The sequence below is a fragment of the Burkholderia semiarida genome, assembly GCF_029268935.1.
GTDB lineage: Bacteria > Pseudomonadota > Gammaproteobacteria > Burkholderiales > Burkholderiaceae > Burkholderia > Burkholderia semiarida.
Map to the genome: position 1 here is coordinate 449,537 of NZ_JAHLCL010000003.1, position 24,578 is coordinate 474,114.

The window sequence follows — 24,578 nt, forward strand, 5'->3', positions numbered from 1 at the left end:
GTTTCCCGCGCGGGGCCTGGCTCGCGCGGTGGGTGGACGGGAGGTGGCGGTGCGCGGCGGCGCCGGCGGACGAGTACGGCGCTGCGAGGTGCGACGATGGTGCGGTGCGGTCACGCGGATTGCGGCGAAAGAGCCGGCGAAATCGTTGCGCGGGCTGCCGCTTGCTGTCCGCTGCTTGCCGATTGCCGCCTGCCGCCTGCCGCTTGCCGCTTGCCGCTTGCCGCTTGCCGCTTGCCGCTTGCCGCTTGCCGCTTGCCGCTTGCCGCTTGCCGTCAGGCCGTTTGCGTCGCCCCGTCGCTGCCGGTGCCCGCGTCGCCGTTACCGTCCTCGCTCCCCGCACCGCCGTTCCCCGCGCGCCGCCACGCCCGCCGCACGATCTCCGCGAACGCGCCGACGAGCAGCAGCACCGCGCCCCACAGCGCGATGTCCGGCACGAGCCGCGTCACGAGGCCGCCGACCACCGCGCCGGCCAGGAAACAGAAACTGATCGTCGCGAGCAGCGCCGAGTCGTGCAGCGCGCCGGCGTCGTAGCGCGGGATCAGCCCGACGAACAGCTTCTGCGCGGCACGCCGCAGGTTGCCGGTCGTCATCACCGACGTGTACGACAGTTCCTCGAGATGCGTGAACGACAGCGTCTGCAACGTCGCGACGAACGAGATGCCCGGAATCAGCCATGCGCTCGACGCACCGACGAGGCCGCTCGCGGCGACGCCGAGAAACGCGATCTCGACGATGAGGCTCACGAACGCCGTATGACGCATCCAGCCGCGCCGCGCGGCGAGGCCGAACAGATGCGCGACGAAGACCGCGAGCACGAAGCCGCCGAGCGGGGGCACGTGGTGCAGCGCGGCGGCCCATTCGCCGGCCGACAGGTTGATGCCGAGCAGCGCGACGTTGCCGGTCATCGTGTTCGCGAACACGTGGCCGTGGCCGACGTAGGTGTACGCGTCGAGATAGCCGCCGGACAGCGTCAGCAATGCGGCGACAGTGAGATTGCGGCTGGCGCCGTCGAGATCCATCGATCCTCCGTGGTGTGCGCGGCGGGCGGCGCGAATGTCGGTCGTGCCGGCAGGCGCGGCGCGCCGCCGGCACTGCGCGGCCGGGCTTCGCCGCCTGCCGTGCGCCAATATAACGTGCGCCACCGGGCGCCGTGCGTCGCACTAGCCGCTGAACCGTCGCGCGCAACGGCCGGCGACACGCGACACGCCAGTCACTGCCCGATGCCCGTGAGCCCGATCAACGCACCGCCCGCGAGCAGCCACAGCGGATGAATGCGCGTGCGCCACGCCAGCACCGCGCATGCGGCCGTGATGCCCCACTGGATCGCGGTGCGGTTCGACGCATCGGAAATCAGCACCGCGCTTGCCGCGACGAGCCCGACCGTCACCGGCATCATCCCCTGCTGCACGTAGCGGCGCCACGGCCGGTCGCGAAAGCGCTCCCACGCATGCAGCGCGAGCACGGTGACGATCGACGACGGCCCGAACTTCGCGAGCGACGCGACCAGCAGCCCGGCCCAGCCGGCCACGTGCCAGCCGACCAGCGACACGATCATCATGTTCGGCCCCGGCGCCGCCTGGGCCAGCGCGAACAGCGCGGTGAACTCGTGCGCGCTCATCCAGTGATGCACGTCGACGACCTGCCGCTGCATCTCCGGCAGGATCGTGTTGCCGCCGCCGAACGCGAGCAGCGACAACTGGCTGAAGATCGTCGCGATGGCGATCAGCGTGTCGCTCATGGCCGGCGCTCCTGTTGCCCGTGGGGCGAATCGTGCGAATCGTGCGTGCCCCGCGCGGCAGCCGGCGCCGGCCGCGGCGTGCCGGCCGCGCGGCGGCGCGACGCGAGCCAGATGCTGACGGGCGTCAGCACCAGCATCGTGGTCAGGAGCGGCATGCGCAGCACCGCGATCGCCACGAACGCGAGCACCGCGATCGCGGCCGCCGCGCGCGGCGCCTGAAGCAGCGGCTTCGCGACCTTCACGGCCATCGCGACGAGCAGGCCGGCCGCCGCGGCCGCGAGCCCCGCGAACAGGTGCTGCACGCGCGGATCGTTCTGCGTCTTCGCGTACAGCACGCCGAGCGCGACGACGACGAGCGTCGGGCCGGCGATCAGCCCGAGAATGCCGGCGAACGCGCCGGCCACGCCGCGAAAGCGCATGCCGACGGCGACCGACAGGTTGATCACGTTGCCGCCCGGCAGGAACTGGCAGAGGCCGAGCAGATCGGTGAATTCGTCGGCGGAGAGCCACTTGCGCTCGTCGACGATCGTGCGCCGCGCGAACGGCAACGCGCCGCCGAACGACATCAGGCCGAGCGACAGGAAACCGGTGAACAGCTCGGTGAGACCGACGCTGCGGGGGGACGCGGCAGGCGGCGGCGAGGCCGGCGGGAAGGCGGATTGCATGGGGCTCCTCATCAAGCGGTGAACCGAGGTTACCGCTGTTCGGGATGCCGTCAAAACGATTTTATCGGCGGGTCCTTGTGATCTAGAATCACAAGCATGGCACGCGATCTCCCACCCTTTTCCGCGCTTCGGGCCTTTGAAGCCGCGGCACGACATGAAAGCTTCAGCGCCGCGGGCGACGAACTGCATGTGACCCACGGTGCCATCAGCCGGCAGATCGCCGGGTTCGAGGCATGGCTCGGCAAGCCGGTGTTCCATCGCCACGGCAAGCGCGTGAAGCTCACCGACGAAGGCCGCCGCTACCTGGACACCGTGCGCGCGGCGTTCGACAGCATCGCGCACGCGACCGAACAGTTGCGCAGCACCGGCGCGGCGCGCGTGCTGCGCATCAATGCGCTGCCGACCTTCGCGATGAAATGGCTGCTGCCGCGCCTGTCGCGGTTCCAGCGCGACGTGCCGAACGTCGAGCTGAAGCTGTCGACGTCGAACGCGCCGCTCGACACGCTGAACGGCTTCGACGTCGCGATCCGCCGCGGCCCCGGCCACTGGCCGAATTGCACGAGCGGCCACTTCCTCGACGAAAGCGTGATCCCGGTGTGCAGCCCCGCGCTGCTCAAGCGCGCGCCGATTACCCGCGCGGACGATCTCGCGCGGCACGTGCTGCTGCATTCGGATACGCGACCGGAAGGCTGGCGCGACTGGTTCGCGGCGGCCGGCGTGACGATGAAGGGGCGCAAGCGGCAGTCGTTCGACCACTTCTACCTGGCGCTGCAGGCGGCCGTCGACGGGCTCGGCGTCGCGCTCGGCCCGTTGCCGCTGATCGACGACGAGCTCGCGAGCGGGCGCCTCGTGATGCCGCTGCCCGGCCCGCGCATCGCGACGCGCAGCTACTGGTGGATCGCGCCGGGCGCGCCGGCCGACGATCCGCTCGTCGCCCAGTTCTGTGCGTGGCTCGCCGCGCAGTCGAATGTGAACGCATGATGCGCGGTGCCGCCGACACCTGACCGAATCGGCCGCGCGCACGTTGCACGAATGAAACCGATCGGCCTGCGGCGCGTGCGATTCCCCAGCGGAATCGCGGCCGCGTGCGCCGTGAGCCGCCCCCGTCATCCCGCCATCGCCCGCCCGCCGGGCCCGCCGCCGGCCAGCCCGCGCCGCGCCGTGTTGCACGACTGAAACATTTGCGCGCGCACACCGTCGCCGACGGCCCCACGCGGTCCTCCCTGCCCCTGTTTGCGCGGCTCTGCGCGCGTTGGCCCGTTGCTTGCTGATGCAGCGGTGCAGACAACGACACTGCACGGGCCGGCGGCTCGATGCAGGCGACGAACAATCATCAAGCGGGTCGGGGAAATCATGTCGAATCTCATATCGGCCGTCACACGGCTGCTGTCCTGCATCACTGCTCCTGTCACGCATTCGCTGATGCCGGCGGCGCGGCTTCGCACCGTCGCCGTCCGATGCGCGCACACGGCCCACACCGTTACCCGAAGTCACGACGCGCCGATCCGATAGGCGAATCCCGGAAATCCCTCGCCGCGCGCATGCGCGCCGCGCCGAGTCGTGCCGCTCGCCAGGGCGGCGCCGCCCGCGTGCCGACGCGCACGCGAGCGGCAACGGCCACGGCTCGCGCGGTACGCGCTGCAGCAGCGGCCGGCTGCCCGGCCGCGCGCCCGATTCCGCACGACGACACAAAGGAGGTGCCCGCCCAGCAAGCGACCCGATTCCGACACGACCAGAAGACGCATCGCGCGCTGACGATCGAGATCCCGTCCCGAACGGCTCGACGCACCGGCCGCACATTCCAGCTCTCAAGGGAGAACTGCATCATGAAGCACTCCGTACTGACCCACGCGGCGCTTGCCGCATCGCTCGCCTGCACGGCCCTCTCGGCATCGGCCGGACAGACCACCACGACGTTCGGCGTATCCGCCACCGTCAACGCAACGTGCCTGATCGACTCGGCCGGCGCGCTGACTTTCCCCGCCTACACACCGGGAACCGGCGATCAATCGGCGCAGTCCGCGATCACGGTCCGCTGCACGAACGGGACGAACTTCAACATCGGCCTGAATGCGGGCACGACGTCCGGCGCCACGGTCGCCAACCGCATCATGACGAGCGGCTCGAACCAGCTCAACTACTCGCTGTACCAGGATTCGAACCGCACGGTCGTGTGGGGCAACACGCCGCCGAGCGATACCGTCAACGGCACCGGCCAGGGGATGGCGATGGCGCAGGCGATCACCAAGACCGTGTACGGCAAGGTGCCGGACCAGCCCAATGCGGTGCCGGGCAGCTATGCGGACACGGTGACGGTCACCGTCACGTTTTAGTGCCGCGCGGAGGGCGTGCGGCAGCGCAGATGCGCGCCCTCCCGACCGGCAGACGTCGAACATCCAGCAGCGCCCCCCTGGAGGTGGATCCGTGATGAAACCGAACGTGTACAAACTCGCGACCTGGCTCGCGGCCGTGACGCTCGCCGCCGCCTCCGCCGACAGCCGGGCCACCGACTTCACCGTGTCGCCCGTGCGCGTCGAGCTGTCGGCCGCGCAACGCAGCGTCGCGCTGACGGTGCGCAACGAATCGCCCGACCAGCCCGTGATCGTCCAGCTGCGCACCGTCGCGTGGTCGCAAAACGCGGGCGACGACGTCTATGCGTCGACCGGCGACCTGATCGCCGCGCCGCCGATCTTCACGATCGCGCCCGGCAGTGCGCAGGTCGTGCGCGTCGGCCTGCGGCATCCGCCCGCCGCTGACCGCGAAACCAGCTACCGGCTGTATCTGCAGGAGATTCCGCCCGCGCCGAAGCCCGGTTTCACCGGCGTGCAGATCGCGCTGGAAATGAGCCTGCCGATCTTCGTGAAGCCGGCCGTCGACACCGCCCCGCGGCTGCGCTGGAGCGCGGAGCCGCGCCCGGGCGGCTCGGGCACGCTCGCGTTACGCGTGACCAACGACGGCACCGCGCATGCGCAGGTGGCGAACCTCGCGCTGCTCGCGCCGGGCAGCGATCGCCCCGTCGCCACGCATGCGGAATTCGCGTACGTGCTGCCCGGCCAGTCGCGCGAACTGACGTTCAAGCCCGGCGCCGGAACCGCGCCGGCCGTTGCCTCCGGCATGCACCTGATCGGCTACTCCGATGCGGGCGACATCGATACGACGCTCGCGCCGAACGCGCGCTGACGCGGCGCTGCTGATCGCGATTCTCATGAGCGCGCAGACCCCACACGCACAAGAACGTCTCGTCGCGGCACCGGCCGCCGCGGCCGCGCAGGCGTCGCATGGCGCGGCGGGCGGCCCGGCCGAGCTGCTGTACCAGGTCGACATCAACCGCCAGGGCCTCGACGAAACCGCGTTGCTGATCAAGGCGGCCGACGGCGCGTTCTACGTGTCGGCCGACGACCTGAAGCGCTGGCGGCTCAGGCGGCCGGACGTCGCGCCGCTGGCCGGCAACGACACGCCGTACTACCCGCTGAACGCGATCGCGGGCCTCACGTACACCGTCGACGAGCAGAATCTGACGATGGCGATCAGCGCTCCGGCCCAGGCATTCGTCGGCGCGACCTTCGACGAGACCGAGCGGCACCGCGCGTCGGCCGTCGAGCCGGGCATCGGCGGCTTCTTCAACTACGACCTGCTTGCCGAACAGGCCGCGGGCCAGACGCACGGCTCCGGACTGTTCGAGCTTGGCTTCTTCAACCGCTTCGGCGTGGGCGTCGGCACGTTTCTCGCGGACGAAGCGGGCCCGACGCGGCGCCTCACGCGCCTCGAAACCACGTGGACGACCGATCGGCCCGGCCATCTCGCGAGCCTGCGCATCGGCGACGCGATCAGCCGGGCGGGGATGTGGGGCCGCGCGGTCCGCTTCGGCGGCATCCAGTACGCGACCAATTTCGCGACGCAGCCGGGGCTCGTCACGATCCCGCTGCAGGGCGTGAGCGGGCAGGCCGTGCTGCCTTCGACGGTCGACGTCTACGTCAACAACGCGCTGACGTCGACGCGCGAGGTCGCCCCCGGCCCGTTCGCGATCAACAACGTGCCGGTGGTGACCGGCCAGGGCGACGTGCGGGTCGTGGTGCGCGACGTGATGGGTCGCGAGCAGGTGATCACGCAATCGTTCTACGCAAGCGCGAATCTGCTGAAGCGGGGGATGCAGGATTTCTCGTACGAGATCGGCAAGGAGCGGCGCGATTTCGGCCTCGCGAGCAACGACTACGGGCGCTGGTTCGCCAGCGCGACGCACCGGATCGGCATGACCGACCGGTTCACCGGCGAGATCCACGCGGAAGCCGAAGCGTCGCGGCAAAACGTCGGCGTCGGCGGCGTGGTGCTGGCCGGGCCGCTCGGCGTCCTCAACGCGGCGGCGGCGGCGAGCCGCAGCGCCGGTGGCGCGGGCGCGCTGGCGACGATCGGCGCCGAGAGCCAGGCCGGCCTCGTGGAGATCGGCGCGCACGCGCAATGGGCGACCCCGCATTTCGCGCAGATCGGGCTCGAGCCGGGCAGGCTCGCGCCGAAGCTGCTGACGAGCGTCAACGTCGGCCTCGGGATGGGCCGCTTCGGCTCGCTCGGGCTCGCGCACGTGTTCCTCGACGATCGCGACGGCTACAAGACCCAGTTGCTGTCGCTCAGCTACAGCGCGCAGCTCGGTCGCTTCGGCTTCGCCAACGTCAGCGTCAGCAAGCCGCTGAGCGGCGCTGGCGCGACGATCGTCGGCGTCGCGTGGACGATTCCGGTCGACAACCGCACGAGCGCATCGGTCACGATGATGCACCAGCAGGGCCGCACCGAAATGCTCGCGCAACTGCAGCGCAGCCTGCCGGTCGGCGAAGGTTTCGGCTACGCGCTGCAGGCCGGCAACGATACGCAGGACGCGAGCGCGACGCTGCAGACGCGCACCGGCACCTACAGCGTCGAGGCGGCGGCGTATCGCGGCCGCGCCGGCGTGCGCGCCAACGTCGCGGGCGGCGTCGCGTTCGTCGACGGCACCGCGCGCCTGTCGCGGCAGATCACCGACAGCTTCGCGCTGGTCAAGGTGCCGGGCTTCGCCAACGTCGGCATCCTCGCGGACAACCAGCTCGTCGCGCACACGGACGCGAGCGGCGTCGCGCTGCTGCCGCGGCTGCGCGCGTATGAAAACAACCCGATTTCGATCGAGCAGGCCGATCTTCCGTTCGACGCGACGATCGGCACGCTGAAGCTCGACGCGGTGCCCTACTTCCGCAGCGGCATGGCGCTCGTGTTCCCGATCACGCGCTCGCGCGGCGCGATGCTCACGCTCGATCTCGCGGACGGCGCGCACCTGCCGGCCGGCGCGATCGTCACGATCGACGGGCGGAAGGACGCGTTTCCAGTCGGCCGCGACGGCGTCGTGTACGTCACCGGACTGTCGGAGCAGAACCGCCTGCATGCGGCGTGGCGCGACCGGCAGTGCGACGTGACCGTGCGCTTTCCCGCCGGTGACGATCCGCTGCCGGACCTCGGCACCCATCTTTGCAAGGGAGTCACACCATGAGACATCGCAAGCATGCCGGGCGGCCGGTCCGGCTCCCGCGCGTTCGCGCGACGGCCGCGACCTCCGCGGCGTCCGCCGCGTTCGCGTTGTTCGCCGCCGGCGCCGCGCTGATGGCCGTGCCGGCCGCGCGCGCGGCGACGACGTGCACGATGGCGGCACCGTCGTCGATGGTGTTCGGCACGTACGACACCATCAACGCGGCGACGTCGGCCGTCACCGTCTCGGTGAACTGCACCGGCAGCGGCAACGCGACGCCGACGGTCACGGCGAGCGCGGGCGGCGGCACGTTCGCGAACCGGCTGATGACGCGCACCGGCGACACGCAGACGCTCGGCTACAACCTGTATCTCGACAGCGCGCACACGTCGGTCTGGGGAGACGGCACGAGCGGCACGTCGACGATTTCATGGGGCAAGATCACGGGCGCCGGCGCATTCAGCGCGACCGTGTACGGGCTGATCCGCGGCGGCCAGAACGCCGTGCCGGGCAGCTACGCGGACCACAACATCACGATCCTGTTCAACTACTAGGCGAGCCAACGGCGCGTGCGTCGCGCATGCCGCCATCGACCACCATCACGGACTCGGACAACGGGGGCAGACATGAATCGAACCCAGACAGCGAGCGCCGCCGCAGCGCGGCGCGCCCGCGGACGGACCGGTGCGGCGCCACTCGCGCCATGCGGTGCGGGCCGCGCGCGCGGGCTGCTGGCCGCACTGGCCGCGCTCTCGATCGCGCTCGTCGGCGCGGTGCCCGGCCCGAGCGCCGCGAAGCAGGCCAGCCGCCCGGTGCAGGTCGGGGCAACGGTCCAGGCGTATGCGCGGCTGAACGCGACCCATCCGGCGAAGCTCGTGATCGCGAACAAGGACACGAGCATCGGCTACCTGGCCGTGCCGAACGCGAACAACCCGTCGGGGACGACCCTCGCGGTCCAGACCAACGACCGGGCTGGTTATACGGTGCGCGTACAGGTTGCCGCCGCGAGCCTGTCGCAGTTCAGTTCGATCGAGATCAGCGGCTTCGGCGGCAAGGTGGTGCTGCCGGGAACGGGCGGCACGATCAACGTGCCGTATACGGCGCTGAACACGACGTTTACGCTGACCTATCGGTTCGTGTTCGCGCCGAAGGCGAAGGACGGAACCTTTGCGTGGCCACTCACGTTTTCGGTGCAGCCGAATCCGTGATGGCCGATGCGCCGGCCTCCCCCGCGCCTCACACCACCGGCCCCGGCTCCTTCTCCTTGCGCAGGATCGCGTACAGGATGATCGCGCCGAACGTCGCGGTGCCGATCCCGCCGAGCCCGAAGCCGCCGATCTTCAGCGAGAAGTCGCCGGCGCCGAGCACCAGCGTGACGGCCGCGACGATCAGGTTGCGGTTGTCGGAGAAGTCGACCTTGTTGACGACCCAGATCCGCGCGCCCGTCACCGCGATCAGCCCGAACACCACGATCGACACGCCGCCGAGCACGGGGCCCGGGATCGTCTGGATCACCGCGCCGAACTTCGGCGAGAAGCCGAGCCCGATCGCGATCAGCGCGGCGACCGCGAACACCAGCGTCGAATAGATCCGCGTGACGGCCATCACGCCGATGTTCTCCGCGTAGGTGGTCACGCCCGTGCCGCCGACGCTGCCCGACACGATCGTCGCGAGCCCGTCGCCGATGAACGCGCGGCCGACGTAGCGGTCGAGGTTGGTGCCCGTCATCGCGCTGACGGCCTTGATGTGGCCGAGGTTCTCCGCGACCAGGATCACCGCGATCGGCGCGAGCATCAGCATCGCGTGCGGATCGAACACCGGCGCGCGAAAGCCCGGCACGCCGAACCACGCGGCATGCGCGACGATCGCGAAATCGATCGGCTTGCCGAAGCCCATCCCGTTGGTCGCGATCGCGTAGATCACGTACGCGATCACGAGCCCGACGAGGATCAGCAGGCGCTGCACCGTCCCGCGCGCGAACACCGCGACGCCGCCGACGCACAGCACCGTGACGAGCGCCATCACCGAATCGAAGGTCGAGCCCGACACGCCCTTGACCGCGATCGGCGCGAGGTTCAGCCCGATCACCGCGACCACCGCGCCGGTCACGACGGGCGGCATCAGCGTCTCGATCCAGCGCGTGCCGATCGCCTGCACGAGCGCGCCGAGCGCCACGTACACGACGCCGCACGCGACGATCCCGCCGAGCGCGACCGGAATGTTCGGGTTCGGGCCGCTGCCGCCGTAGCCAGTCACCGCGATCACGAGGCCGATGAACGCGAAGCTCGAGCCGAGGTAGCTCGGCACGCGCCCGCCGACCAGCACGAAGAACAGCAGCGTGCCGATGCCCGACATGAAGATGCACAGGTTCGGGTCGAAGCCCATCAGCAGCGGCGCGAGCACGGTCGAACCGAACATCGCGACGACGTGCTGCACGCCCATCGCGACCATCTGCGGCCACGCGAGACGTTCGTCGGGGCCGACCACGCGCGAGGCCGCGCCGGTCGGTTGGACCCGCCAGCGCGGGAAGTAGGAATCGGACATGGGGAAAGCGCTCCTGTCGGTCGTCGGTCGCCGGCTGCCAGGGATGCGCCGGTCTGGAATCTGGCGCGAGTTTACGGAGCGGAAATGGGGCTGGCAAGCGAACCGGCAGGCGGGGCCGGCAAGCGGAACGGCCAGGTGCCGGAGCGGCAGGTCGCGCCAGAGAACCGGTGCGCGGGCGCGCGGCCCGGTGAAGCGCCCGTCCGCGCCCGACGCGCGGGGCGGCGGCGCGCGCCGGCCGCGAAGCAAGCATGCGCTCACATCGCAGCCGGCGCCGCGTACGTCACGGATTGATGTACTGGAACAGCGACATGTTCTGCAACTGCACGTAGGCCTTCTGCGCGCCGGTCAGCGCGTTCTGCACCTGCAGGTACTGGCTGATCGTCGTCACCATGTTGGTGCTCGTCAGATCCGACAGGTTGCTGCTCGTCTGCAGCGCCGCGGACTGGTTGACGGCCTGCATCGCCTTGACTTCCTGCTCGCGGCCGCCGACCGACGCCTGGATCGTCGTGACGTTGCGCATCGTGTTGCCGAGCTTGGTCGAGCCCGTCATCAGCGCATTCGTCAGCGCGGCGCTCGCCACCGGGTTGCCGGTCACGGGCTTGTTCAGCGCCGAAATCATCGCGTCGAGTGTCGAGAATATGTCGGCGCCGCCGCTCGCCTGCGGCGCCGGGTCGACCGCGAACGTGTCGCCGACGGCCGGCGTGCCCGACACCGCCACCGTCATGCCGTTGCCGAGCGAGATCGCCGAGCCGGCCGAATAGGCCTGCGCCGGCGTGGTGCTCGGCGGGCTGACCGAGTTGTCGGTCACCGTGTAGGTCGGCGCGGCGGGCGTGCCGCCGAACGTGATCGCGAACTGATGGCCGTTCGTCGCGGCCGCCGGGTTCGTCACGGCCACCGTGCCGATCGTGGCGGTGCCCGCATTGGCGGCGCCCGCCGACGGCACGGGCGTGCTGCCGATCGCCGGCACCGACATGAAGACGGCCGCCCCCGTGTCGCTCTGCGACACGGTGCTCGAATCGGCGATCTGCACGTCGCGCGTGCCGGTGTCGCCGACATACGCCACGCTGCCGTTCGGCGCGGCCTTGAACGGCGGCGCGGAATTGTTCGTGCCGGCGAACAGGTAGGTGCCGGCGCCGTCGTTGGTGTTCGCGAGCGTCAGCAACTGGTCGCGGTAGCCCTGCAGCTGCGTCGCCAGCGCCGCCCGGTTGCTGTCGGACAGCGAGCCGTCGCCCGCCCGCACGAGCAGCGTCTGCGCGCTCGTGAGCACGCCGCTCACGTTCTGCAGCGCCTGGTCCTCGGCCTGCAGCGACGCGAGCGCCGTGGTCTGGTTGGTCGCGTACTGCGACAGCGTCGCCGACGTCATCGACAACTGCACGGCCTGCGCCGCACCGACCGGATTGTCCGCCGCCGTCTGCAGGCTCACGCCGCTCGCGATCTGCTGGTACAGCTGCGCAAGCTGGGCCTGCTGGTCGTTCATCTGCGTGACGTTCAGCTGGAAATACTGGGCGCTGGAGATCCGCATCGTTTCTATCCTCTCGAATCCGGTCAGTTGAACAGGCCAAGGACGGTCTGGAACAGCGTCGCCGCCGTCTGAATCACCTTCGCGTTCGCCTGGTAAAGCTGCTGGTACTGCATCAGGTTGGCCGCTTCCTCGTTCTGGTTCACGCCCGACACCGACTGCTGTGCCTGCGTGATCTGACCGACCAGCGCGGTCTGCGCGGTGCTCGACGATTTCAGCTGCGTCGCCGTGTTGCCGATGCCGTTGACGTAGGTCGCGTACGCGCCCGTGAGGGTCGTCGTGCCGCCGCCGAGCGCCTTCGCATTGACGAGTTGCGACAGCGCCCGTGCATTGGAGCCGTCGCTGGTGCCGCCGGCGTACGGCCCGATCGTGAACGAATCGCCGGTCGCCGGCGCGCCGGACAGCGACACGCTCACGCCGTTGAGTGCGCCCGCGGCCGTCCCCGACATCGTCATCGTCGCGCCGGACGCCGGGTCGTACGGGACGGTGTCCGTCGGATTCACGATGGTCACCGTCGTCGGCGGCGTCGTCCCGACCGTCACCGTCGTGCCGACCGGGAAGCCCGTCAGCGTCTTTGCCGTCGCGTCGAAGGTCAGCTTGGTCGTCGGCACCTGATAGCCCGAGGTCACGCCGCCCAGCGTGATCTTGCCCGTGCCCGTGTTGGTGCTCGCCGCCGACGTGACGGCCGGCGACGCGGCCGCGATCGCCGAGAAGCTCGTCGTCGCAAGGCCGAAGCCGTTCAGCGCGCCGCGCGTCGGCAGCACGGTGAACTTGTCGCCCGGCTGCATCTGCGTGCCGGTCGCGGCCGAGAAGTTCAGCCCGCCGAGCGAAACCGGCATCGGGCCCGCCTTCTGGTCGACCACCGCGCCGCTCGCGCGGTCGGTCAGCGTGTAATTCGCGCCGTCGAACGAGAGCGTATAGTCGCTCGTCGTCGGCCGCGACGCGTTCGCGAACGACACCGACAGCGACGCGTTGCCGGTATTCCCCTGGGTCGCGTACACGGTCGGCGACGGCACGTTGAACAGGTTGCCGCCCGGATTGCCCGACAGGTCGATGCCGAGCGCGTTCTGCGCGTTGACCTGCGCGGCGAAGCTGGTCGCGATCGCGCCGAGCTGCGCCTGCGCGGGGTCGAGTGTCTGGCTGCGGAATGCGAGCAGGCCGCCGAGCGTGCCGCCCGACAGCGACGAATCGGGCAACGCCTGGTTCGGCCCCTGCGGGTTCGCGCCGGCGATGCCCTGCGACACGACGGTCAGCTCGCTCGGATCCGACGGCGACGAGACGGTCGCGAGCTGGTAGCTCTTGTCGGCGACGACGAGCGGCTGGCCGCCCGCGAGGAACAAGCTGTAGCCGCCCTCGTTGCGCACGACCTGGACGCCGGCGAGGCTCGACAGGTTCGACACGGCGAGGTCGCGCTGGTCCATCAGCTGGTTCGGCGGCTGGCCCTGGCTGCTCGCCGCCGAGATCTGCTGGTTCAGCTCGGCGATCTGAGCGGTGTACGTGTTGATCTGCGACACCGTGCTGGTGAGCTGGGTGTTCACGCTCTGGCGCAGCGCGTCGTACTGCTGGCCGGCCGCGTTGATCTGGTTGGCCAGCGTCTGCGCGTTGCTGATCGCGGTTTGCCGCACGGACGGGTCGGACGCGTTGTTCGCGACGTTCTGCAGGCCGGTGAAGTAGCTCGTGATCGCGGTCGAGATGCCGGCCGTCGGGCTGCCGATGTAGTTGTTCAGCTGCGCGACGAGCGTGTACCAGGTCGACAGCGCGCTGCCCTGCGTCTGCGCGGTGTTCAACTGGTCGCTCAGGTACTGGCTGTACTGCCGCTGCACGGTGACGGTGTTCACGCCTTGCGGCATGTAGCCGCTGCCCGTGTACTGGCCGCTCGCTTCGGCATACACGGGCCGCTCGACCGAATAGCCGGGCGTCGCGGCGTTGCTGATGTTGTTGCCGGTCGTCGTGAGGCCCCAGAGCGCGGCATTCAGGCCGCTGACGCCGAGGTTCATGAGTGTGTTGGACATGCGCGATCCTGATGAGCCGGCCGCGCGTTGCGGCCGCCGGGTTGCGTGACTCCCGGTATAACGGCCGCGGATCGAAAAAATTGAGGAAAAAATGCACGCGCGGCGCACGAGCGTGCGTCGCCGTCGGAAGCGGCCGGCACGAGGCGCCGGCGGCGCTGCGCGGGCCGCCCGTGGGGGCCGCCCGCTGGGGCGCGTCAGGCCCGCGCGAGCGAGCGGCGCTTCATTTCGAGCTGCGTGATCAGCCGCTGCAGCGTGTTCTCCGCGCTGCCCGGCAGCGACATGTAGCGGAAGCCGAGCTGGTAGCGCCGCGCCCCGTTCGGCATCTGCGTCGAACGCTGCGACACGAGCTGCAGGTCGAGCGACAGCTTGCCGTGGCCCGTCAGCTCGAGCTCGACGTCCGGCAGCAGCGTGCCGACCTCGAGCGCCTCGACGCGCTCGTCGGCCGTGCGCAGCCCCACGCCGCCGAGCGACAGGTTGTGCACCTCGAACAGGAAGCTTTCGCCGTCCGGCAGCTTGCCGCGGCACAGGAACGGATCGACGATCGGCGCGTCGACGCGGAAATATTCGCGGCGCTGGATGCAGACCAGCACGTCGGGGAAATCGGCGACGAACGCGGGCAGCCCCTCGTAGCGCGTCTCGCGCGGCGTGCCCGTGGTGAATTCGACGCGCACGCCCTCCGGCGCGGCCGCGAACGTGCAGTGCGACGCGCCGAGGATGCCGGCGTTCTGCTCCGACAACGCGCCCCAGTCGAACGTGAACGTCCGCGCGCCGACGTCGACCTCGAGCAAACGCGTGACGAGCTGGCCGCCCGGGTACTGGACGGTCAGGAAATCGCCGCGATTCACCAGGTTGCGCAGCTGCACGCCGATTTCCAGCGGATTGCGGCGGGCATAGTCGGGCCCGGAGTGGCCTGCATCCAGGCTGGGGTCCGTCGACGTTTCGATATTCATGGCTAGCCGGTCTTTCTTGTCATGGGCGCCCGGGGCAACCGGTGCGCAATAAAACCGGGCCAGAACGGGGGCCCGGTCGCAGGTCTCTCACACTTAGCGGCAGTGCTGACCGAAAGTTTAGATCGAAACGGCCATTTATTTGTCGCAAACGTTGAAACCGCGCGCGGCAAGGTGCCGGGCGCGGTCCGAAGGGGCCAATCGGTGGCGGGCGGGCCGTCAGCCGATCTGCTGCATGATCGAGATCAGCTTCTTCGCGTAATTCGGGTCGGTCGCGTAGCCGGCCTTCTGCATCCCGTGCGCGAAGCCTTCGACGCTGCGGCTCGCGCTGAGCACGCCCGCGTAGCGCGGGTTGTTCTTCAGCAGGTTCGCGTAGTCGGTCATCGCGTGCTCGTACGAGTCGTACGCGCGGAACTTCGCGACCACGCGGCGCGGCGTGCCGTTCACGTATTCGGTGGTCAGCGCCGACACGGTGCGGCCGGTCCAGCCCTTGTTCGCCTTGATGCCGAACACGTTGTAGCTGGTCGAGCCGTCCGTCGCGCGGATCTCGCGCTTGCCCCAGCCCGATTCGAGCGCGGCCTGGCCGACGATGAACCGCGCCGGGATGCCGGTCGTCGCGCTGGCCGCCTGCGCGGGGCCCGCGAGCCGGTCGACGAACGCGTCCGCGTCGCGCACGCCGCTCGCGCCCTTGAGCGGCGGCGTCAGCGCGCTGCCGGCCGAATAGCCGCGCGCGCCGGCAAGGCCGCCGTTGTTCGCCGCGTTCGCATAGGCCTTCGCCATCGCGTTCATCGCGGCGAGGCCGCCTTCGTTGCCGGTCGTGCCGAGGCCGCCCACGCCCATGCCGCCCATGCCGCCCGCGCCAACGTCCGCCGCGGCGCCGCCGGCGCCGACGCCCGCGTTGCGCAGCAACTGCTTCATCAGCGCGTCGGCCACGCCGATCCCGCGCGTCGACATCTGCTGCGCGAGCTGCTGGTCGAGCATCGACGTGTACATCTTCGACGTGTGCGAATCGAGCAAGCCGCCGTCGGGCGACGCGTCGCGCATGCTCTTGAGCATCATCTGCGTGAACATCGCGTCGAACTGGCCGGCGACGGCCTTCGCGCCGGCCTGCGGCGACTGCTTCGCCTGCGCGCGCAGCGCATCGAAACCCTGCACGTCGAGCGCGAAGCGCTGCGTGAGGTCGTTTGCGTTGGGGAGCGTGGCTGCCATTTAGATCACCTCCAGGTCGGCGCGCAGCGCGCCGGCCGCCTTCATCGCCTGCAGGATCGACATCAGGTCCGCGGGCGTCGCGCCGAGCGTGTTCAGCGCCTTCACGACGTCGGCGAGATTCGCGCCGGCCGTCACCATCTTCAGCGCGCCGTTGTCCTGCTTCAACTGGATCTGCGACTGCTGCGCGACCACCGTCTGCCCGTTCGAGAACGGCCCCGGCTGCGACACCACCGGCTGCGTGTTGACGACCACCGACAGGTTGCCGTGCGCGACCGCGCAGCTTTGCAGCGTGACCATCTGGTTCATCACGATCGAGCCGGTGCGCGCGTTCAGGATCACCTTGGCCGCGGCCTTGTCCGGGCTCACGTCGAGGTTCTGCAGCCGCGCCATGAACGCGACCTGCTGCGCGGAATCGGCCGGCGCCGCGAGCTGGATCGTGCGGCCGTCGAGCGCCGTCGCGGTACCCGGGCCGAAGCTCGCGTTGACCGCGGACACGATGCGCTGCGCGGTGCCGTAGTCCATGTCGTTCAGTTGCAGTTGCAGCACGCCGTTCATCTGCGCGACCGCGTTCGGCACCGCGCGCTCGACGATCGCGCCGCCGACGATCCGGCCGGCCGCGAGCTGGTTCACCTGCACGCGGCTGCCGTTCGCGCTGGCGCCCGCGCCGCCGACCGCCATGTTGCCCTGCGCGAGCGCGTACACCTGGCCGTCCGCGCCTTTCAGCGGCGTGAGCAGCAGCGTGCCGCCGCGCAGGCTCTTCGCGTTGCCGAGCGACGACACGGTGACGTCGAGCGCCTCGCCGGGCCGCGCGAACGGCGGCAGCGTGGCCGTCACCATCACGGCCGCGACGTTCTTCAGCTGCATGTTGTTCAGCGACGACGGGCCGCCGTTGGCCGAACCGTTGTTGATCGAGATGCCGAGGTTCGCGAGCATGTTCGCGAGCGTCTGCGTCGTGAACGGCGTCTGCATCGTCTGGTCGCCCGTGCCGTCGAGGCCGACGACGAGGCCATAGCCGATCAGCGGGTTGTCGCGCACGCCCTGGATCTGCGCGAGATCCTTCAGGCGTTCCGCGTGCGCGGGCGCGGCGCCGAGCACGCACGCGGCGGCCACCGCCGCGAACGCGACGGCGAGCCGCGCGGCCGTGTGCGCGTGGGCCGACAGGCGGCTGAACAGGGTCGTTCTCATCGTCATCACCACGGCGCGATGTTGAGGAAGAAACGCTGCAGCCAGCCCATCGTCTCGGCTTCGTTGATGTAGCCCTTCGACGAGTATTCGATCTTCGCGTCGGCGACCTGCGTCGAATAGACGGAGTTCGCGCCCGAGATCGTGTTCGGGTTGACGACCCCCGAGAAGCGCACGAATTCGTTGCCCTGGTTGATCAGCATCTGCTTCTCGCCGCTCACCACGAGGTTGCCGTTCGGCAGCACGCCCGTGACGGTCACCGTGATCGTGCCGTTGAACGTGTTCGCCGCGCTCGCGCCGCCGGTGGCCGCGAACTTGTTCGCGCCGGTCGCCGACAGGTTCGCCTTCGCGAACAGCCCGCCGAGGAAGCCGGCCGTCGGCACGTTGAAATCGGTGTTGCCCTGCCGGTTCGTGTTCGCGCCCGACGACTTGGTCGCGTTGATGTTCTCCGCGATCATGATCGTCAGGATGTCGCCGACGTTGCGCGGGCGCTGATCCTCGAACAGCGGCCGCCCCGCGAAGCCGGGGTTGTAGATCGAGCCGGGCGCCTGCATCGACATCGGCATCGGCGGCTGCGCCGTCATCGGCTGCTGGATGATCGGGTCGCGCGGAATCTGCGCGCAACCGGCGAGCGCCGCCACCGCGACCGCGCACGCGGCGCGGACGGTGGCTGACGAGGGGAGGCGAACCTGCTTCATGGCGACGACGGGACTTCCGGTTAGCTCTTCATCTGCGTGACGGTCTGCAGCATCTGGTCGGACGTCGTCACGGCCTTGCTGTTGATCTCGTAGGCACGCTGCGTCTGGATCATGTTGACGAGTTCCTGCACGACGTTCACGTTCGACGCCTCGACGTAGCCCTGGTTGAGCACGCCCGCGCCGTTCAGCCCCGGCTGCGACACGTTCGGCGCGCCCGACGACGTCGTTTCCGCGAACAGGTTCTCGCCCTTCGCCTCGAGGCCGGCCGGGTTGATGAAGGTCGCGATCTGCAGCGAACCGATCTGCACCGCGTTGCTCGAGCCCGGCTGCGTGACCGACACGACGCCGTCCTTGCCGATCGTCAGCGACTGCGCGTTCTGCGGCACGGTGATCGCCGGCAGCACCTGGTAGCCGCTCGACGTGACGAGCTGGCCCTGCGCGTTGGTCTGGAACGAGCCGTCGCGCGTGTACGCGTTGGTGCCGTCCGGCATCAGCACCTGGAAGAAGCCCGCGCCGTTGATCGCGACGTCCTTCGAGTTGCCGGTCTGCGTGAGGCCGCCCTGCGTGTACAGGCGCTCGGTCGCGACCTGCTGCACGCCGGTGCCGAGCTGCAGGCCCGACGGCAGCTCGGTCTGCTGCGTCGAATTCGCGCCGGGCTGGCGGATGGTCTGGTACAGCAGATCCTCGAACACCGCGCGCGACGCCTTGAAGCCGTTCGTGCTGGTGTTCGCGAGGTTGTTCGAGATCACGTCCATCTGCGCCTGCTGCGCATTCATGCCGGTGGCGGCGATGTAGAGCGAACGGTTCATTTGAATCTTCTCCTGATAGCGAGGGCCGTGCCGCTCAGCTGAAATTGAGCAGCTGGTTCGCCGTCTGCTCGTTCTGGTCGGCCGTCTGGATCAGCTTCGACTGAAGCTGGAACGCGCGCGCGTTGTCGATCATCGCGACCATCGCGGTCACCGGGTTCACGTTGCTGCCTTCGAGCGAATTCGGCGTGACGACCACGTTCGGGTCGGCGTCGGCCGGATTGCCGTCGGCGGTGCGGAACAGCCCGTCGTTGCCGCGCGTGAGCGTGGCCGGGTCGGGATTGACGAGCTTCATCTGGTCGACGATCGCGACGGCGGTGGGCGGGTCGCCCGGCATCAGCGCGGACACCGTGCCGTCCTTGCCGATCGTCACTTCCGCGTTCGGCGGCACCGAGATCGGGCCGCCGTTGCCGATCACCGGCAGGTTGCTCGCGTTCACGAGCTGGCCGTTCTCGTCGACGTGCAGGTTGCCGGCGCGCGTGTACGCCTCGCCGCCGTCGGCCGTCTGCACCGACAGCCAGCCGGCGCCCTGCACGGCCACGTCGAGCGGGTTGCCGGTGCGCGTGATCGGACCCGGCGCGTAATCGGCGCCGGGCGTGGACGCGAGCACGTAGGTGCGCGTCGTCGTCGGGTCGATGTTGCTGCCGTCGCCGAAATTCATCGGCACCGCGCGATACGTCGCGAGCTGCGCGCGAAAGCCCGTCGTCGACGCGTTCGCGAGGTTGTTCGCGACCACCGCCTGCTGGTCGAGCGACTGCGACGCGCCCGTCATCGCCGTATAGATCAGTCGGTCCATGGCTGCCGGTTATCCGCGCTTACAGGTTGATGAGCGTCTGGTCGACGGTCTGCTGCGTCTTGATCGTCTGCGCGTTCGCCTGGTAGTTGCGCTGCGCGGTGATCAGGTTGACGAGCTGCGCCGTCAGATCGACGTTCGAGTTCTCGAGCGCGCTGCCCTGCAGCGTGCCGTGGTTCGTGCTGCCCGGCGCCGACACCTGCGGCACGCCCGACGCCGACGATTCGGCGTACTGGTTGCCGCCGAGGTTCACCAGCCCGTTCGGGTTGTTGAAGTTCGCGATCGCGATCTGGCCCAGCACGGCGGTCTGGCCGTTCGAGTAGTTGCCGGTCAGCTTGCCGTCGGCGCCGATCGTGTAGGTCGTCAGCGTGCCGCTCGCGTAGCCGTCCTGCGCGAGGTTGTTCACGCCGTTCTTGCCGCCGTACTGCGTCGTGCCGGTCAGGTTGAGCGTCAGTTGTTGCGGCGTCGTGGAGCCGTCGGTGGTCGGCACCGTGAAGTCGAACTGGCCGAGCGACGTGGTCGGCGTGGTCGAGCCCGGCAGCGTCGTGCTCTTGATCGCGCCCGACGAATCGAAGGTGATCGTGCCGAGGTCGGTCGGGGTCGCGGCGCCCTGCACGTTCGCATACGCTTCCCACGTGCCGGCCGCCGACTTCACGAAGTACATGTTCACCGCTTGCGAGCCGCCGAGCGAGTCGTACACCTGGATCGACGTCGAATAGTTGTACGTCGTGTTGTCGTTCGGGTCGAACGGCGTCTTGGCCGGCACCTTGTCCTGCGAGTTCAGGTTGAACTGGCCGGTGATCTTGGTCGTCGCGGTCGGCGCGATGTTGCTGGTCGGCGCCTGCAGCGGCACGGTCTGCGCGGTGTTGATCACGCCGCCGCCGTTGGCCGCGTAGCCCATCAGGTTACGGCCCTGCGAGTCGATGATGAAGCCGTTCTTGTCGCGCTGGAACGTGCCGTCGCGCGAGTACGTCGTCACGCCGTTGTTCGACATCTGGAAGAAGCCGTTGCCGTTGATCGCGACGTCGAGCGACGAGTTCGTCGTGTTGATCGTGCCCTGCCCGAAGTTCTGCTGCACCGCGTTCAGCGACGTGCCGATGCCGATCTGCGTGTTGACCGACGTCGCGACCGAGTTCGCGTACATGTCGGCGAATTGCGCGGTGCTCGACTTGAAGCCGACCGTGTTCGCGTTCGCGATGTTGTTGCCGATCACGTCGAGCGCGTTCGATGCGCCGGCGAGGCCGCTCAGACCCTGTTGATAACCCATTTCGGTCTCCGTTAGGAAAAAGCTCGATCAATCAGTTGGTGGTGGTGTCGCCGGACGAGGACGACTTCGTGTTCGGGAAGATCGACGCAACCTGGGTGAGCCCCACCGTCGTGCCGTTCGACAGCACGAGCCCGGCGGTGCCGTCCGCCTGCTTGATCACGCTCTGCACCGTCGCGGCCGCGAGCACGGTCGGCGCATACGTCTTGCCGTCGCTGCCCGTGTACTGCGCGCTCACGGTGTAGGTGCCGTCGGGCAGCGCGTTGCCGGCCGCGTCCGTCGGCGTCCAGTTGAACGGCACGGTGCCGGCCGACTGCTTGCCCGCGTCGATCGTGTTGACGACGGCGCCCGTCTTGTCCTTCACGGTGATCGTCAGGTTCGACACGTCGTTCGCGAGCGACACGCCGAACGGCGACGCCGCGCCGCTCTTCACGCCGACGCTGTTGCCCGGCGCAAGCACGTTGGTGCCGATCAGCAGCGCGGCCTGCGTCTGCTGGCCGGCCGCGAGCTGCGACGACAGCGACGTGAGCGACGTGTTCAACTGCGCGATGCCGCTCACCGTGTTGATCTGCGCGAGCTGCGACGTCATCTGCGAACTGTCGACGGGGCTCGTCGGATCCTGGTTCTGCAACTGCGTGACGAGCAGCTTCAGGAACGTCGCCTGCAGGTCGCTCGCCGACGTGCCGTTGGTCGACGACACTTTGTTGGTGTTCATCGTGTCGGTCGGCAGCGTCGACACGTTGGTGCCGTTGCTGCCGATCGTCGTGTTGGAGGAAGTCATCCTGGGTGGCCTTCTGTCGGAACTGTCGGTGTCGGGTCGGTCGGGTCGTCGGCGCGCGGCTTACGAGCCGATCGTCAGCGTCTTGAGCATCAGCGTCTTCGCGGTGTTCAGCGTCTCGACGTTGGCCTGGTACGAGCGCGACGCCGAGATCATGTTCACCATCTCCTGCACCGGATCGACGTTCGGCATCTGCACGTAGCCGTTCGCGTCGGCGGCCGGGTTCGCCGGATCGTAGGTCGATTTCATCGGCGACGGGTCGTCCATCACCTTCGTCACGCGCACGCCGCCCACGCCCTGGCCGGACGCGGTGCGCGCGCCGCCCATCGGGTCGGTCGCGAACACGACCTGCTTGGCCTTGTACGGCTTGCCGTCGGGGCCGGTCGCGCTGTCGGCGTTCGCGAGGTTCGACGCGGTCACGTTCAGGCGCTGCGATTGCGCGGACAGCGCCGATCCGGCGACGCCGAAGATGTTCATCAACGAAGGCATGGAGGCTCCTTGTGCTTGGGTCCGGATTCGGAAGCGGCGCTTACGAGTTCGTCGAGATCGCGGCGATCATCGCCTTGATCTGCTGGGTCATCACGGTCATCCCGGTTTCGTAGTGCAGCGCATTGTTCGCGAACTGCACGCGCTCGACGTCGAGATCGACCGTGTTGCCGTCGAGCGACGGCTGCAGCGGCATCCGGTATTGCGCGCGGCCGTAGTCGTCCGACGGGCCGCCGGTCGGGATCAGCTTCGCGGTGCCGGCCATGTGGCCCGGCGCCGTCGACACCATCGACATGCCGCTCGTCACGCCGGCCGGCTGCGCCATCGGCAGTGGCGCGGCGTTGCTCGGCGCGAGCCCGCCGCCCGTCTGCTTCAGCGAGCGCGCGAGCGTCGACGCGAAATCGACGTCGCGGGCCTGGTAGCCGGGCGTGTCGGCGTTCGCGATGTTCGACGACAGCAGTTCCTGCCGGTAGGCGCGCACGTCGAGCGCCTGTCGGCCGAACGCGAATTCCGCATCGAGTTTGTCCAGCATGTGTGCGTCTCTCCGTATGAAGCGCTGCACGCCCCTCGCGCCGGATGGCGGCCCGAGCGGCTTTTTTCCATGACAGCGATGGTAGGCGCGGCACGCAACCGGCAATCGGGCGAATAACGCGGCAAAGGCCCCCTCTATTCATCGTTTGCGCGACGCCCGCGCTCCCTAGAATGCGAAGCGAATCAACGGATCGAGGACACGGCGATGACGAGCGGCGCACTTCGCGACAGGAACGGGCGGCTCACGCACGTCCGGCGTGCATTCGCGCTCGCCGCGGCGCTGTGGATCGCCGCGCCCGCCGTGCACGCGGACGACGGGATGATCGTGATTCCCGGACGCGGCGAGACGGCCGAAACCGCGCTCGCGCACGCCAACGCGGCGAGCGGCGGGCAGTTCGGCGCGAATGCGGGCGCCGCTTCCGCTTCGGGCGCGCAGCGCGTGGCCGGCGCCGGCTACGCGGCGCAACCGGCCGGCCAGATGGTCGTGACGAGCGTGCCGCCGCCGGCCGCCGCGCCGGCTCCCGCGCCGGTCCCCGTCTACGCAGCCGCCCGCGCGAACGCCGGGTACGGCGCGCCGCCGCGTGCGGCGGACCCGGCCGCCATCGCGACGGTCGTCGCCGGCACGGCCGAGCCGGCATCGAATGCCGCGCGGCCGGCGCCGCAACCGTCAGCATCGGCCCGCCTCGCGGCGGCCCGCGCCGCGTCGGTCGCGGCGGCGCCGCGCACGGCGGCCGCCTCCGCCAACCCTGCCCCGGCTGCCGCCGCGCCCCCGCCCGCGACGCCGCCCGGCCAGCAAGATCCCGAAACGATCCGGCGCGCGGCCCTCGCGTTCCTGCAGCAGCAGATCGCCGGCCTGCCCGGCAAGACCACCGCGACGGTCACGACCGCCTTTCCGCGCGGGCTCGCCGCGTGCACGACGCTCGAACCGTTCCTGCCGACCGGCGCGCGCCTGTGGGGCCGCACGACGGTCGGCGTGCGCTGCGCGGGCGAGCGGCCGTGGACCGTCTACCTGCAGGCGAAGGTCGCCGTGCAGGCTACCTATTACGTCGCCGCGCGCCAGATCGCGCCCGGCGAGCCGCTCTCCGCGGCCGATCTCGTCGCGCGCGACGGCGACCTGACGGTGCTGCCGCTCGCGGTGATCACCGATCCGGTGCAGGCGATCGGCGCGACCGCGCTCGCGCGCATCTCGGCCGGGCTGCCGCTGCGGCAGGACATGCTGAAGAGCGCGGCGTCGGTGTCGGCCGGCCAGACGGTGCGGGTCGTCGCGGCCGGCCCCGGCTTCACGATTTCGGCCGAGGGCAGCGCGCTCGCGAATGCGGCGCCCGGCCAGTCGGTGCGGGTGCGGATGGCGGCGGGCCAGATCGTCACGGCGGTCGTCAAGGACGCCGGCACCGTGGAAATTCCGCTGTAGGGACGGATCGGCCGTAAAAATGTAAAGAATTGTTTATTCGGAGCCTGTCGGGCTCGCGATGCTAAAGTTCGGGCCGACCCGGCCGTTATCTGGGTCAAACCGTACAGGAAACCCATCGTGAAGATCGATTCCACTCCGAAACCGAGCCCCCTCGCGCCGACCGGCAACGGCGCGGCCCGTGCGCCGTCCGGCACGGACCAGCCGTCCGCACCGGCAGCCGACGCAGGATCGACCGGCGGCGACGCGACCGTGAACCTGTCGGGTCTGTCCGGCCAGTTGCGTTCGGTGTCCGCATCGGGCGACGCCGATATCGACGCAGGCCTGGTCCAGTCGATCAAGGACGCGCTGAACGACGGCACGCTGACGATCGACGCGCACAAGATTGCCGACGGCGTATTGAACACCGCCCGCGAGCTGCTGCAGCAGCAGCGTCCGGGCAGCTAATCCCCGGCCTCGTGGCCGGGTCACCCCGGTTTGCCGGCGCGCGCAGCACTGCGCGCACCGGCGTGA

General features: G+C 69.6%; 24 protein-coding genes. 8 read left to right on the forward strand and 16 right to left on the reverse strand.

Features of this window, described 5'->3' with window-relative positions; translation table 11 throughout:
• Positions 1–272 precede the first annotated feature (272 nt).
• From KPB06_RS05840 to KPB06_RS05850, 3 genes are all read right to left on the reverse strand, one after another.
• Positions 273–1,019, reverse strand: coding sequence for a YoaK family protein (locus KPB06_RS05840; RefSeq protein ID WP_060010296.1), 747 nt, complete (start codon positions 1,017–1,019; stop codon positions 273–275).
• A gap of 191 nt (positions 1,020–1,210) precedes the next feature.
• On the reverse strand, positions 1,211–1,738 hold the full coding sequence (locus tag KPB06_RS05845) for a chromate transporter (RefSeq protein WP_059583880.1): 528 nt from the start codon (positions 1,736–1,738) through the stop codon (positions 1,211–1,213).
• A complete protein-coding gene (locus KPB06_RS05850) occupies positions 1,735–2,403 on the reverse strand; it encodes a chromate transporter (RefSeq protein ID WP_059583882.1) in 669 nt (222 codons plus the stop codon). Before KPB06_RS05850 ends, KPB06_RS05845 begins: the two co-directional genes overlap by 4 nt.
• Before the next feature lie 96 nt (positions 2,404–2,499).
• Between KPB06_RS05850 and KPB06_RS05855 the strand changes: the two genes are divergently transcribed.
• The 6 genes from KPB06_RS05855 (at position 2,500) to KPB06_RS05880 (ending at position 9,096) form a co-directional block, all read left to right on the forward strand.
• Positions 2,500–3,384, forward strand: a complete 885-nt coding sequence (locus KPB06_RS05855) for a transcriptional regulator GcvA (RefSeq protein ID WP_059583884.1) — start codon at positions 2,500–2,502, stop codon at positions 3,382–3,384.
• An 845-nt stretch (positions 3,385–4,229) separates the two neighbouring features.
• Positions 4,230–4,736, forward strand: coding sequence for a Csu type fimbrial protein (locus KPB06_RS05860; protein ID WP_059583886.1), 507 nt, complete (start codon positions 4,230–4,232; stop codon positions 4,734–4,736).
• 94 nt (positions 4,737–4,830) lie between these two features.
• Positions 4,831–5,583: a fimbrial biogenesis chaperone gene (locus tag KPB06_RS05865; RefSeq protein WP_059583888.1), complete on the forward strand. Its 753-nt coding sequence runs from the start codon at positions 4,831–4,833 to the stop codon at positions 5,581–5,583.
• A 25-nt stretch (positions 5,584–5,608) separates the two neighbouring features.
• Positions 5,609–7,912 (forward strand): fimbria/pilus outer membrane usher protein, encoded by a 2,304-nt coding sequence (locus KPB06_RS05870; protein WP_226094051.1) that lies wholly within the window; start codon positions 5,609–5,611, stop codon positions 7,910–7,912.
• Positions 7,909–8,442, forward strand: coding sequence for a Csu type fimbrial protein (locus tag KPB06_RS05875; RefSeq protein ID WP_226094052.1), 534 nt, complete (start codon positions 7,909–7,911; stop codon positions 8,440–8,442). Before KPB06_RS05870 ends, KPB06_RS05875 begins: the two co-directional genes overlap by 4 nt.
• Before the next feature lie 72 nt (positions 8,443–8,514).
• Positions 8,515–9,096, forward strand: a complete 582-nt coding sequence (locus KPB06_RS05880; protein WP_081066434.1) for a hypothetical protein — start codon at positions 8,515–8,517, stop codon at positions 9,094–9,096.
• Positions 9,097–9,124: 28 nt separating this feature from the next.
• On the opposite strand, the gene KPB06_RS05885 is transcribed toward KPB06_RS05880, so the two are convergent.
• The 13 genes from KPB06_RS05885 to flgB form a co-directional block, all read right to left on the reverse strand.
• Complete coding sequence (locus tag KPB06_RS05885; protein ID WP_059583890.1) at positions 9,125–10,432, reverse strand: solute carrier family 23 protein; 1,308 nt, start codon at positions 10,430–10,432, stop codon at positions 9,125–9,127.
• A gap of 280 nt (positions 10,433–10,712) precedes the next feature.
• Complete coding sequence (gene flgL / locus KPB06_RS05890) at positions 10,713–11,954, reverse strand: flagellar hook-associated protein FlgL (RefSeq protein ID WP_059583893.1); 1,242 nt, start codon at positions 11,952–11,954, stop codon at positions 10,713–10,715.
• A gap of 23 nt (positions 11,955–11,977) precedes the next feature.
• Entirely contained in the window at positions 11,978–13,963 is a 1,986-nt protein-coding gene (gene flgK, locus KPB06_RS05895) for a flagellar hook-associated protein FlgK (protein ID WP_059583895.1), read from the reverse strand.
• 194 nt (positions 13,964–14,157) lie between these two features.
• The gene (locus KPB06_RS05900; RefSeq protein ID WP_059583897.1) at positions 14,158–14,913 is read right to left on the reverse strand and encodes a flagellar brake protein; all 756 of its coding nucleotides are present in this window, start codon (positions 14,911–14,913) and stop codon (positions 14,158–14,160) included.
• A gap of 216 nt (positions 14,914–15,129) precedes the next feature.
• Positions 15,130–16,119 carry a flagellar assembly peptidoglycan hydrolase FlgJ gene (gene flgJ / locus KPB06_RS05905; RefSeq protein ID WP_059608921.1) on the reverse strand — a complete coding sequence of 330 codons (990 nt, stop codon included), beginning with the start codon at positions 16,117–16,119 and terminating at the stop codon, positions 15,130–15,132.
• Positions 16,120–17,304, reverse strand: coding sequence for a flagellar basal body P-ring protein FlgI (locus tag KPB06_RS05910; RefSeq protein WP_060010306.1), 1,185 nt, complete (start codon positions 17,302–17,304; stop codon positions 16,120–16,122).
• Positions 17,305–17,309: 5 nt separating this feature from the next.
• On the reverse strand, positions 17,310–17,999 hold the full coding sequence (gene flgH / locus KPB06_RS05915; RefSeq protein WP_059583900.1) for a flagellar basal body L-ring protein FlgH: 690 nt from the start codon (positions 17,997–17,999) through the stop codon (positions 17,310–17,312).
• 20 nt (positions 18,000–18,019) lie between these two features.
• Positions 18,020–18,808 (reverse strand): flagellar basal-body rod protein FlgG, encoded by a 789-nt coding sequence (gene flgG, locus KPB06_RS05920; protein WP_006485706.1) that lies wholly within the window; start codon positions 18,806–18,808, stop codon positions 18,020–18,022.
• A 34-nt stretch (positions 18,809–18,842) separates the two neighbouring features.
• On the reverse strand, positions 18,843–19,601 hold the full coding sequence (flgF, locus tag KPB06_RS05925; RefSeq protein WP_059642437.1) for a flagellar basal-body rod protein FlgF: 759 nt from the start codon (positions 19,599–19,601) through the stop codon (positions 18,843–18,845).
• A 19-nt stretch (positions 19,602–19,620) separates the two neighbouring features.
• The gene (flgE, locus tag KPB06_RS05930) at positions 19,621–20,865 is read right to left on the reverse strand and encodes a flagellar hook protein FlgE (RefSeq protein WP_059583903.1); all 1,245 of its coding nucleotides are present in this window, start codon (positions 20,863–20,865) and stop codon (positions 19,621–19,623) included.
• Between the two features lie 31 nt (positions 20,866–20,896).
• Positions 20,897–21,643 carry a flagellar hook assembly protein FlgD gene (gene flgD / locus KPB06_RS05935; protein ID WP_059583904.1) on the reverse strand — a complete coding sequence of 249 codons (747 nt, stop codon included), beginning with the start codon at positions 21,641–21,643 and terminating at the stop codon, positions 20,897–20,899.
• A gap of 60 nt (positions 21,644–21,703) precedes the next feature.
• Complete coding sequence (gene flgC / locus KPB06_RS05940; protein ID WP_006485701.1) at positions 21,704–22,129, reverse strand: flagellar basal body rod protein FlgC; 426 nt, start codon at positions 22,127–22,129, stop codon at positions 21,704–21,706.
• A 40-nt stretch (positions 22,130–22,169) separates the two neighbouring features.
• On the reverse strand, positions 22,170–22,658 hold the full coding sequence (gene flgB, locus KPB06_RS05945; RefSeq protein ID WP_059583906.1) for a flagellar basal body rod protein FlgB: 489 nt from the start codon (positions 22,656–22,658) through the stop codon (positions 22,170–22,172).
• 204 nt (positions 22,659–22,862) lie between these two features.
• On the opposite strand from flgB, the gene flgA reads away from it, so the two are divergent.
• On the forward strand, positions 22,863–24,068 hold the full coding sequence (gene flgA / locus KPB06_RS05950) for a flagellar basal body P-ring formation chaperone FlgA (RefSeq protein WP_059583908.1): 1,206 nt from the start codon (positions 22,863–22,865) through the stop codon (positions 24,066–24,068).
• Between the two features lie 117 nt (positions 24,069–24,185).
• Positions 24,186–24,512 (forward strand): flagellar biosynthesis anti-sigma factor FlgM, encoded by a 327-nt coding sequence (flgM, locus tag KPB06_RS05955; protein ID WP_059583909.1) that lies wholly within the window; start codon positions 24,186–24,188, stop codon positions 24,510–24,512.
• The last annotated feature ends 66 nt before the right edge of the window (positions 24,513–24,578 follow it).

Excerpts from the sequence above, each read along its gene's own strand:
- KPB06_RS05870 (WP_226094051.1), top strand. The coding sequence starts at position 5,609 with ATGAGCGCGCAGACCCCACACGCACAAGAACGTCTCGTCGCGGCACCG.
- flgL (WP_059583893.1), bottom strand. The coding sequence starts at position 11,954 with ATGCGGATCTCCAGCGCCCAGTATTTCCAGCTGAACGTCACGCAGATG.
- KPB06_RS05875 (WP_226094052.1), top strand. The coding sequence starts at position 7,909 with ATGAGACATCGCAAGCATGCCGGGCGGCCGGTCCGGCTCCCGCGCGTT.
- KPB06_RS05865 (WP_059583888.1), top strand. The coding sequence starts at position 4,831 with ATGAAACCGAACGTGTACAAACTCGCGACCTGGCTCGCGGCCGTGACG.
- KPB06_RS05845 (WP_059583880.1), bottom strand. The coding sequence starts at position 1,738 with ATGAGCGACACGCTGATCGCCATCGCGACGATCTTCAGCCAGTTGTCG.
- KPB06_RS05840 (WP_060010296.1), bottom strand. The coding sequence starts at position 1,019 with ATGGATCTCGACGGCGCCAGCCGCAATCTCACTGTCGCCGCATTGCTG.
- KPB06_RS05860 (WP_059583886.1), top strand. The coding sequence starts at position 4,230 with ATGAAGCACTCCGTACTGACCCACGCGGCGCTTGCCGCATCGCTCGCC.
- KPB06_RS05855 (WP_059583884.1), top strand. The coding sequence starts at position 2,500 with ATGGCACGCGATCTCCCACCCTTTTCCGCGCTTCGGGCCTTTGAAGCC.
- flgC (WP_006485701.1), bottom strand. The coding sequence starts at position 22,129 with ATGCCTTCGTTGATGAACATCTTCGGCGTCGCCGGATCGGCGCTGTCC.
- flgE (WP_059583903.1), bottom strand. The coding sequence starts at position 20,865 with ATGGGTTATCAACAGGGTCTGAGCGGCCTCGCCGGCGCATCGAACGCG.
- flgB (WP_059583906.1), bottom strand. The coding sequence starts at position 22,658 with ATGCTGGACAAACTCGATGCGGAATTCGCGTTCGGCCGACAGGCGCTC.
- KPB06_RS05900 (WP_059583897.1), bottom strand. The coding sequence starts at position 14,913 with ATGAATATCGAAACGTCGACGGACCCCAGCCTGGATGCAGGCCACTCC.
- KPB06_RS05885 (WP_059583890.1), bottom strand. The coding sequence starts at position 10,432 with ATGTCCGATTCCTACTTCCCGCGCTGGCGGGTCCAACCGACCGGCGCG.
- flgA (WP_059583908.1), top strand. The coding sequence starts at position 22,863 with ATGACGAGCGGCGCACTTCGCGACAGGAACGGGCGGCTCACGCACGTC.
- flgK (WP_059583895.1), bottom strand. The coding sequence starts at position 13,963 with ATGTCCAACACACTCATGAACCTCGGCGTCAGCGGCCTGAATGCCGCG.
- flgG (WP_006485706.1), bottom strand. The coding sequence starts at position 18,808 with ATGAACCGTTCGCTCTACATCGCCGCCACCGGCATGAATGCGCAGCAG.
- flgF (WP_059642437.1), bottom strand. The coding sequence starts at position 19,601 with ATGGACCGACTGATCTATACGGCGATGACGGGCGCGTCGCAGTCGCTC.
- flgD (WP_059583904.1), bottom strand. The coding sequence starts at position 21,643 with ATGACTTCCTCCAACACGACGATCGGCAGCAACGGCACCAACGTGTCG.
- flgJ (WP_059608921.1), bottom strand. The coding sequence starts at position 16,119 with ATGGCAGCCACGCTCCCCAACGCAAACGACCTCACGCAGCGCTTCGCG.
- KPB06_RS05850 (WP_059583882.1), bottom strand. The coding sequence starts at position 2,403 with ATGCAATCCGCCTTCCCGCCGGCCTCGCCGCCGCCTGCCGCGTCCCCC.
- KPB06_RS05880 (WP_081066434.1), top strand. The coding sequence starts at position 8,515 with ATGAATCGAACCCAGACAGCGAGCGCCGCCGCAGCGCGGCGCGCCCGC.
- flgH (WP_059583900.1), bottom strand. The coding sequence starts at position 17,999 with ATGAAGCAGGTTCGCCTCCCCTCGTCAGCCACCGTCCGCGCCGCGTGC.
- KPB06_RS05910 (WP_060010306.1), bottom strand. The coding sequence starts at position 17,304 with ATGAGAACGACCCTGTTCAGCCGCCTGTCGGCCCACGCGCACACGGCC.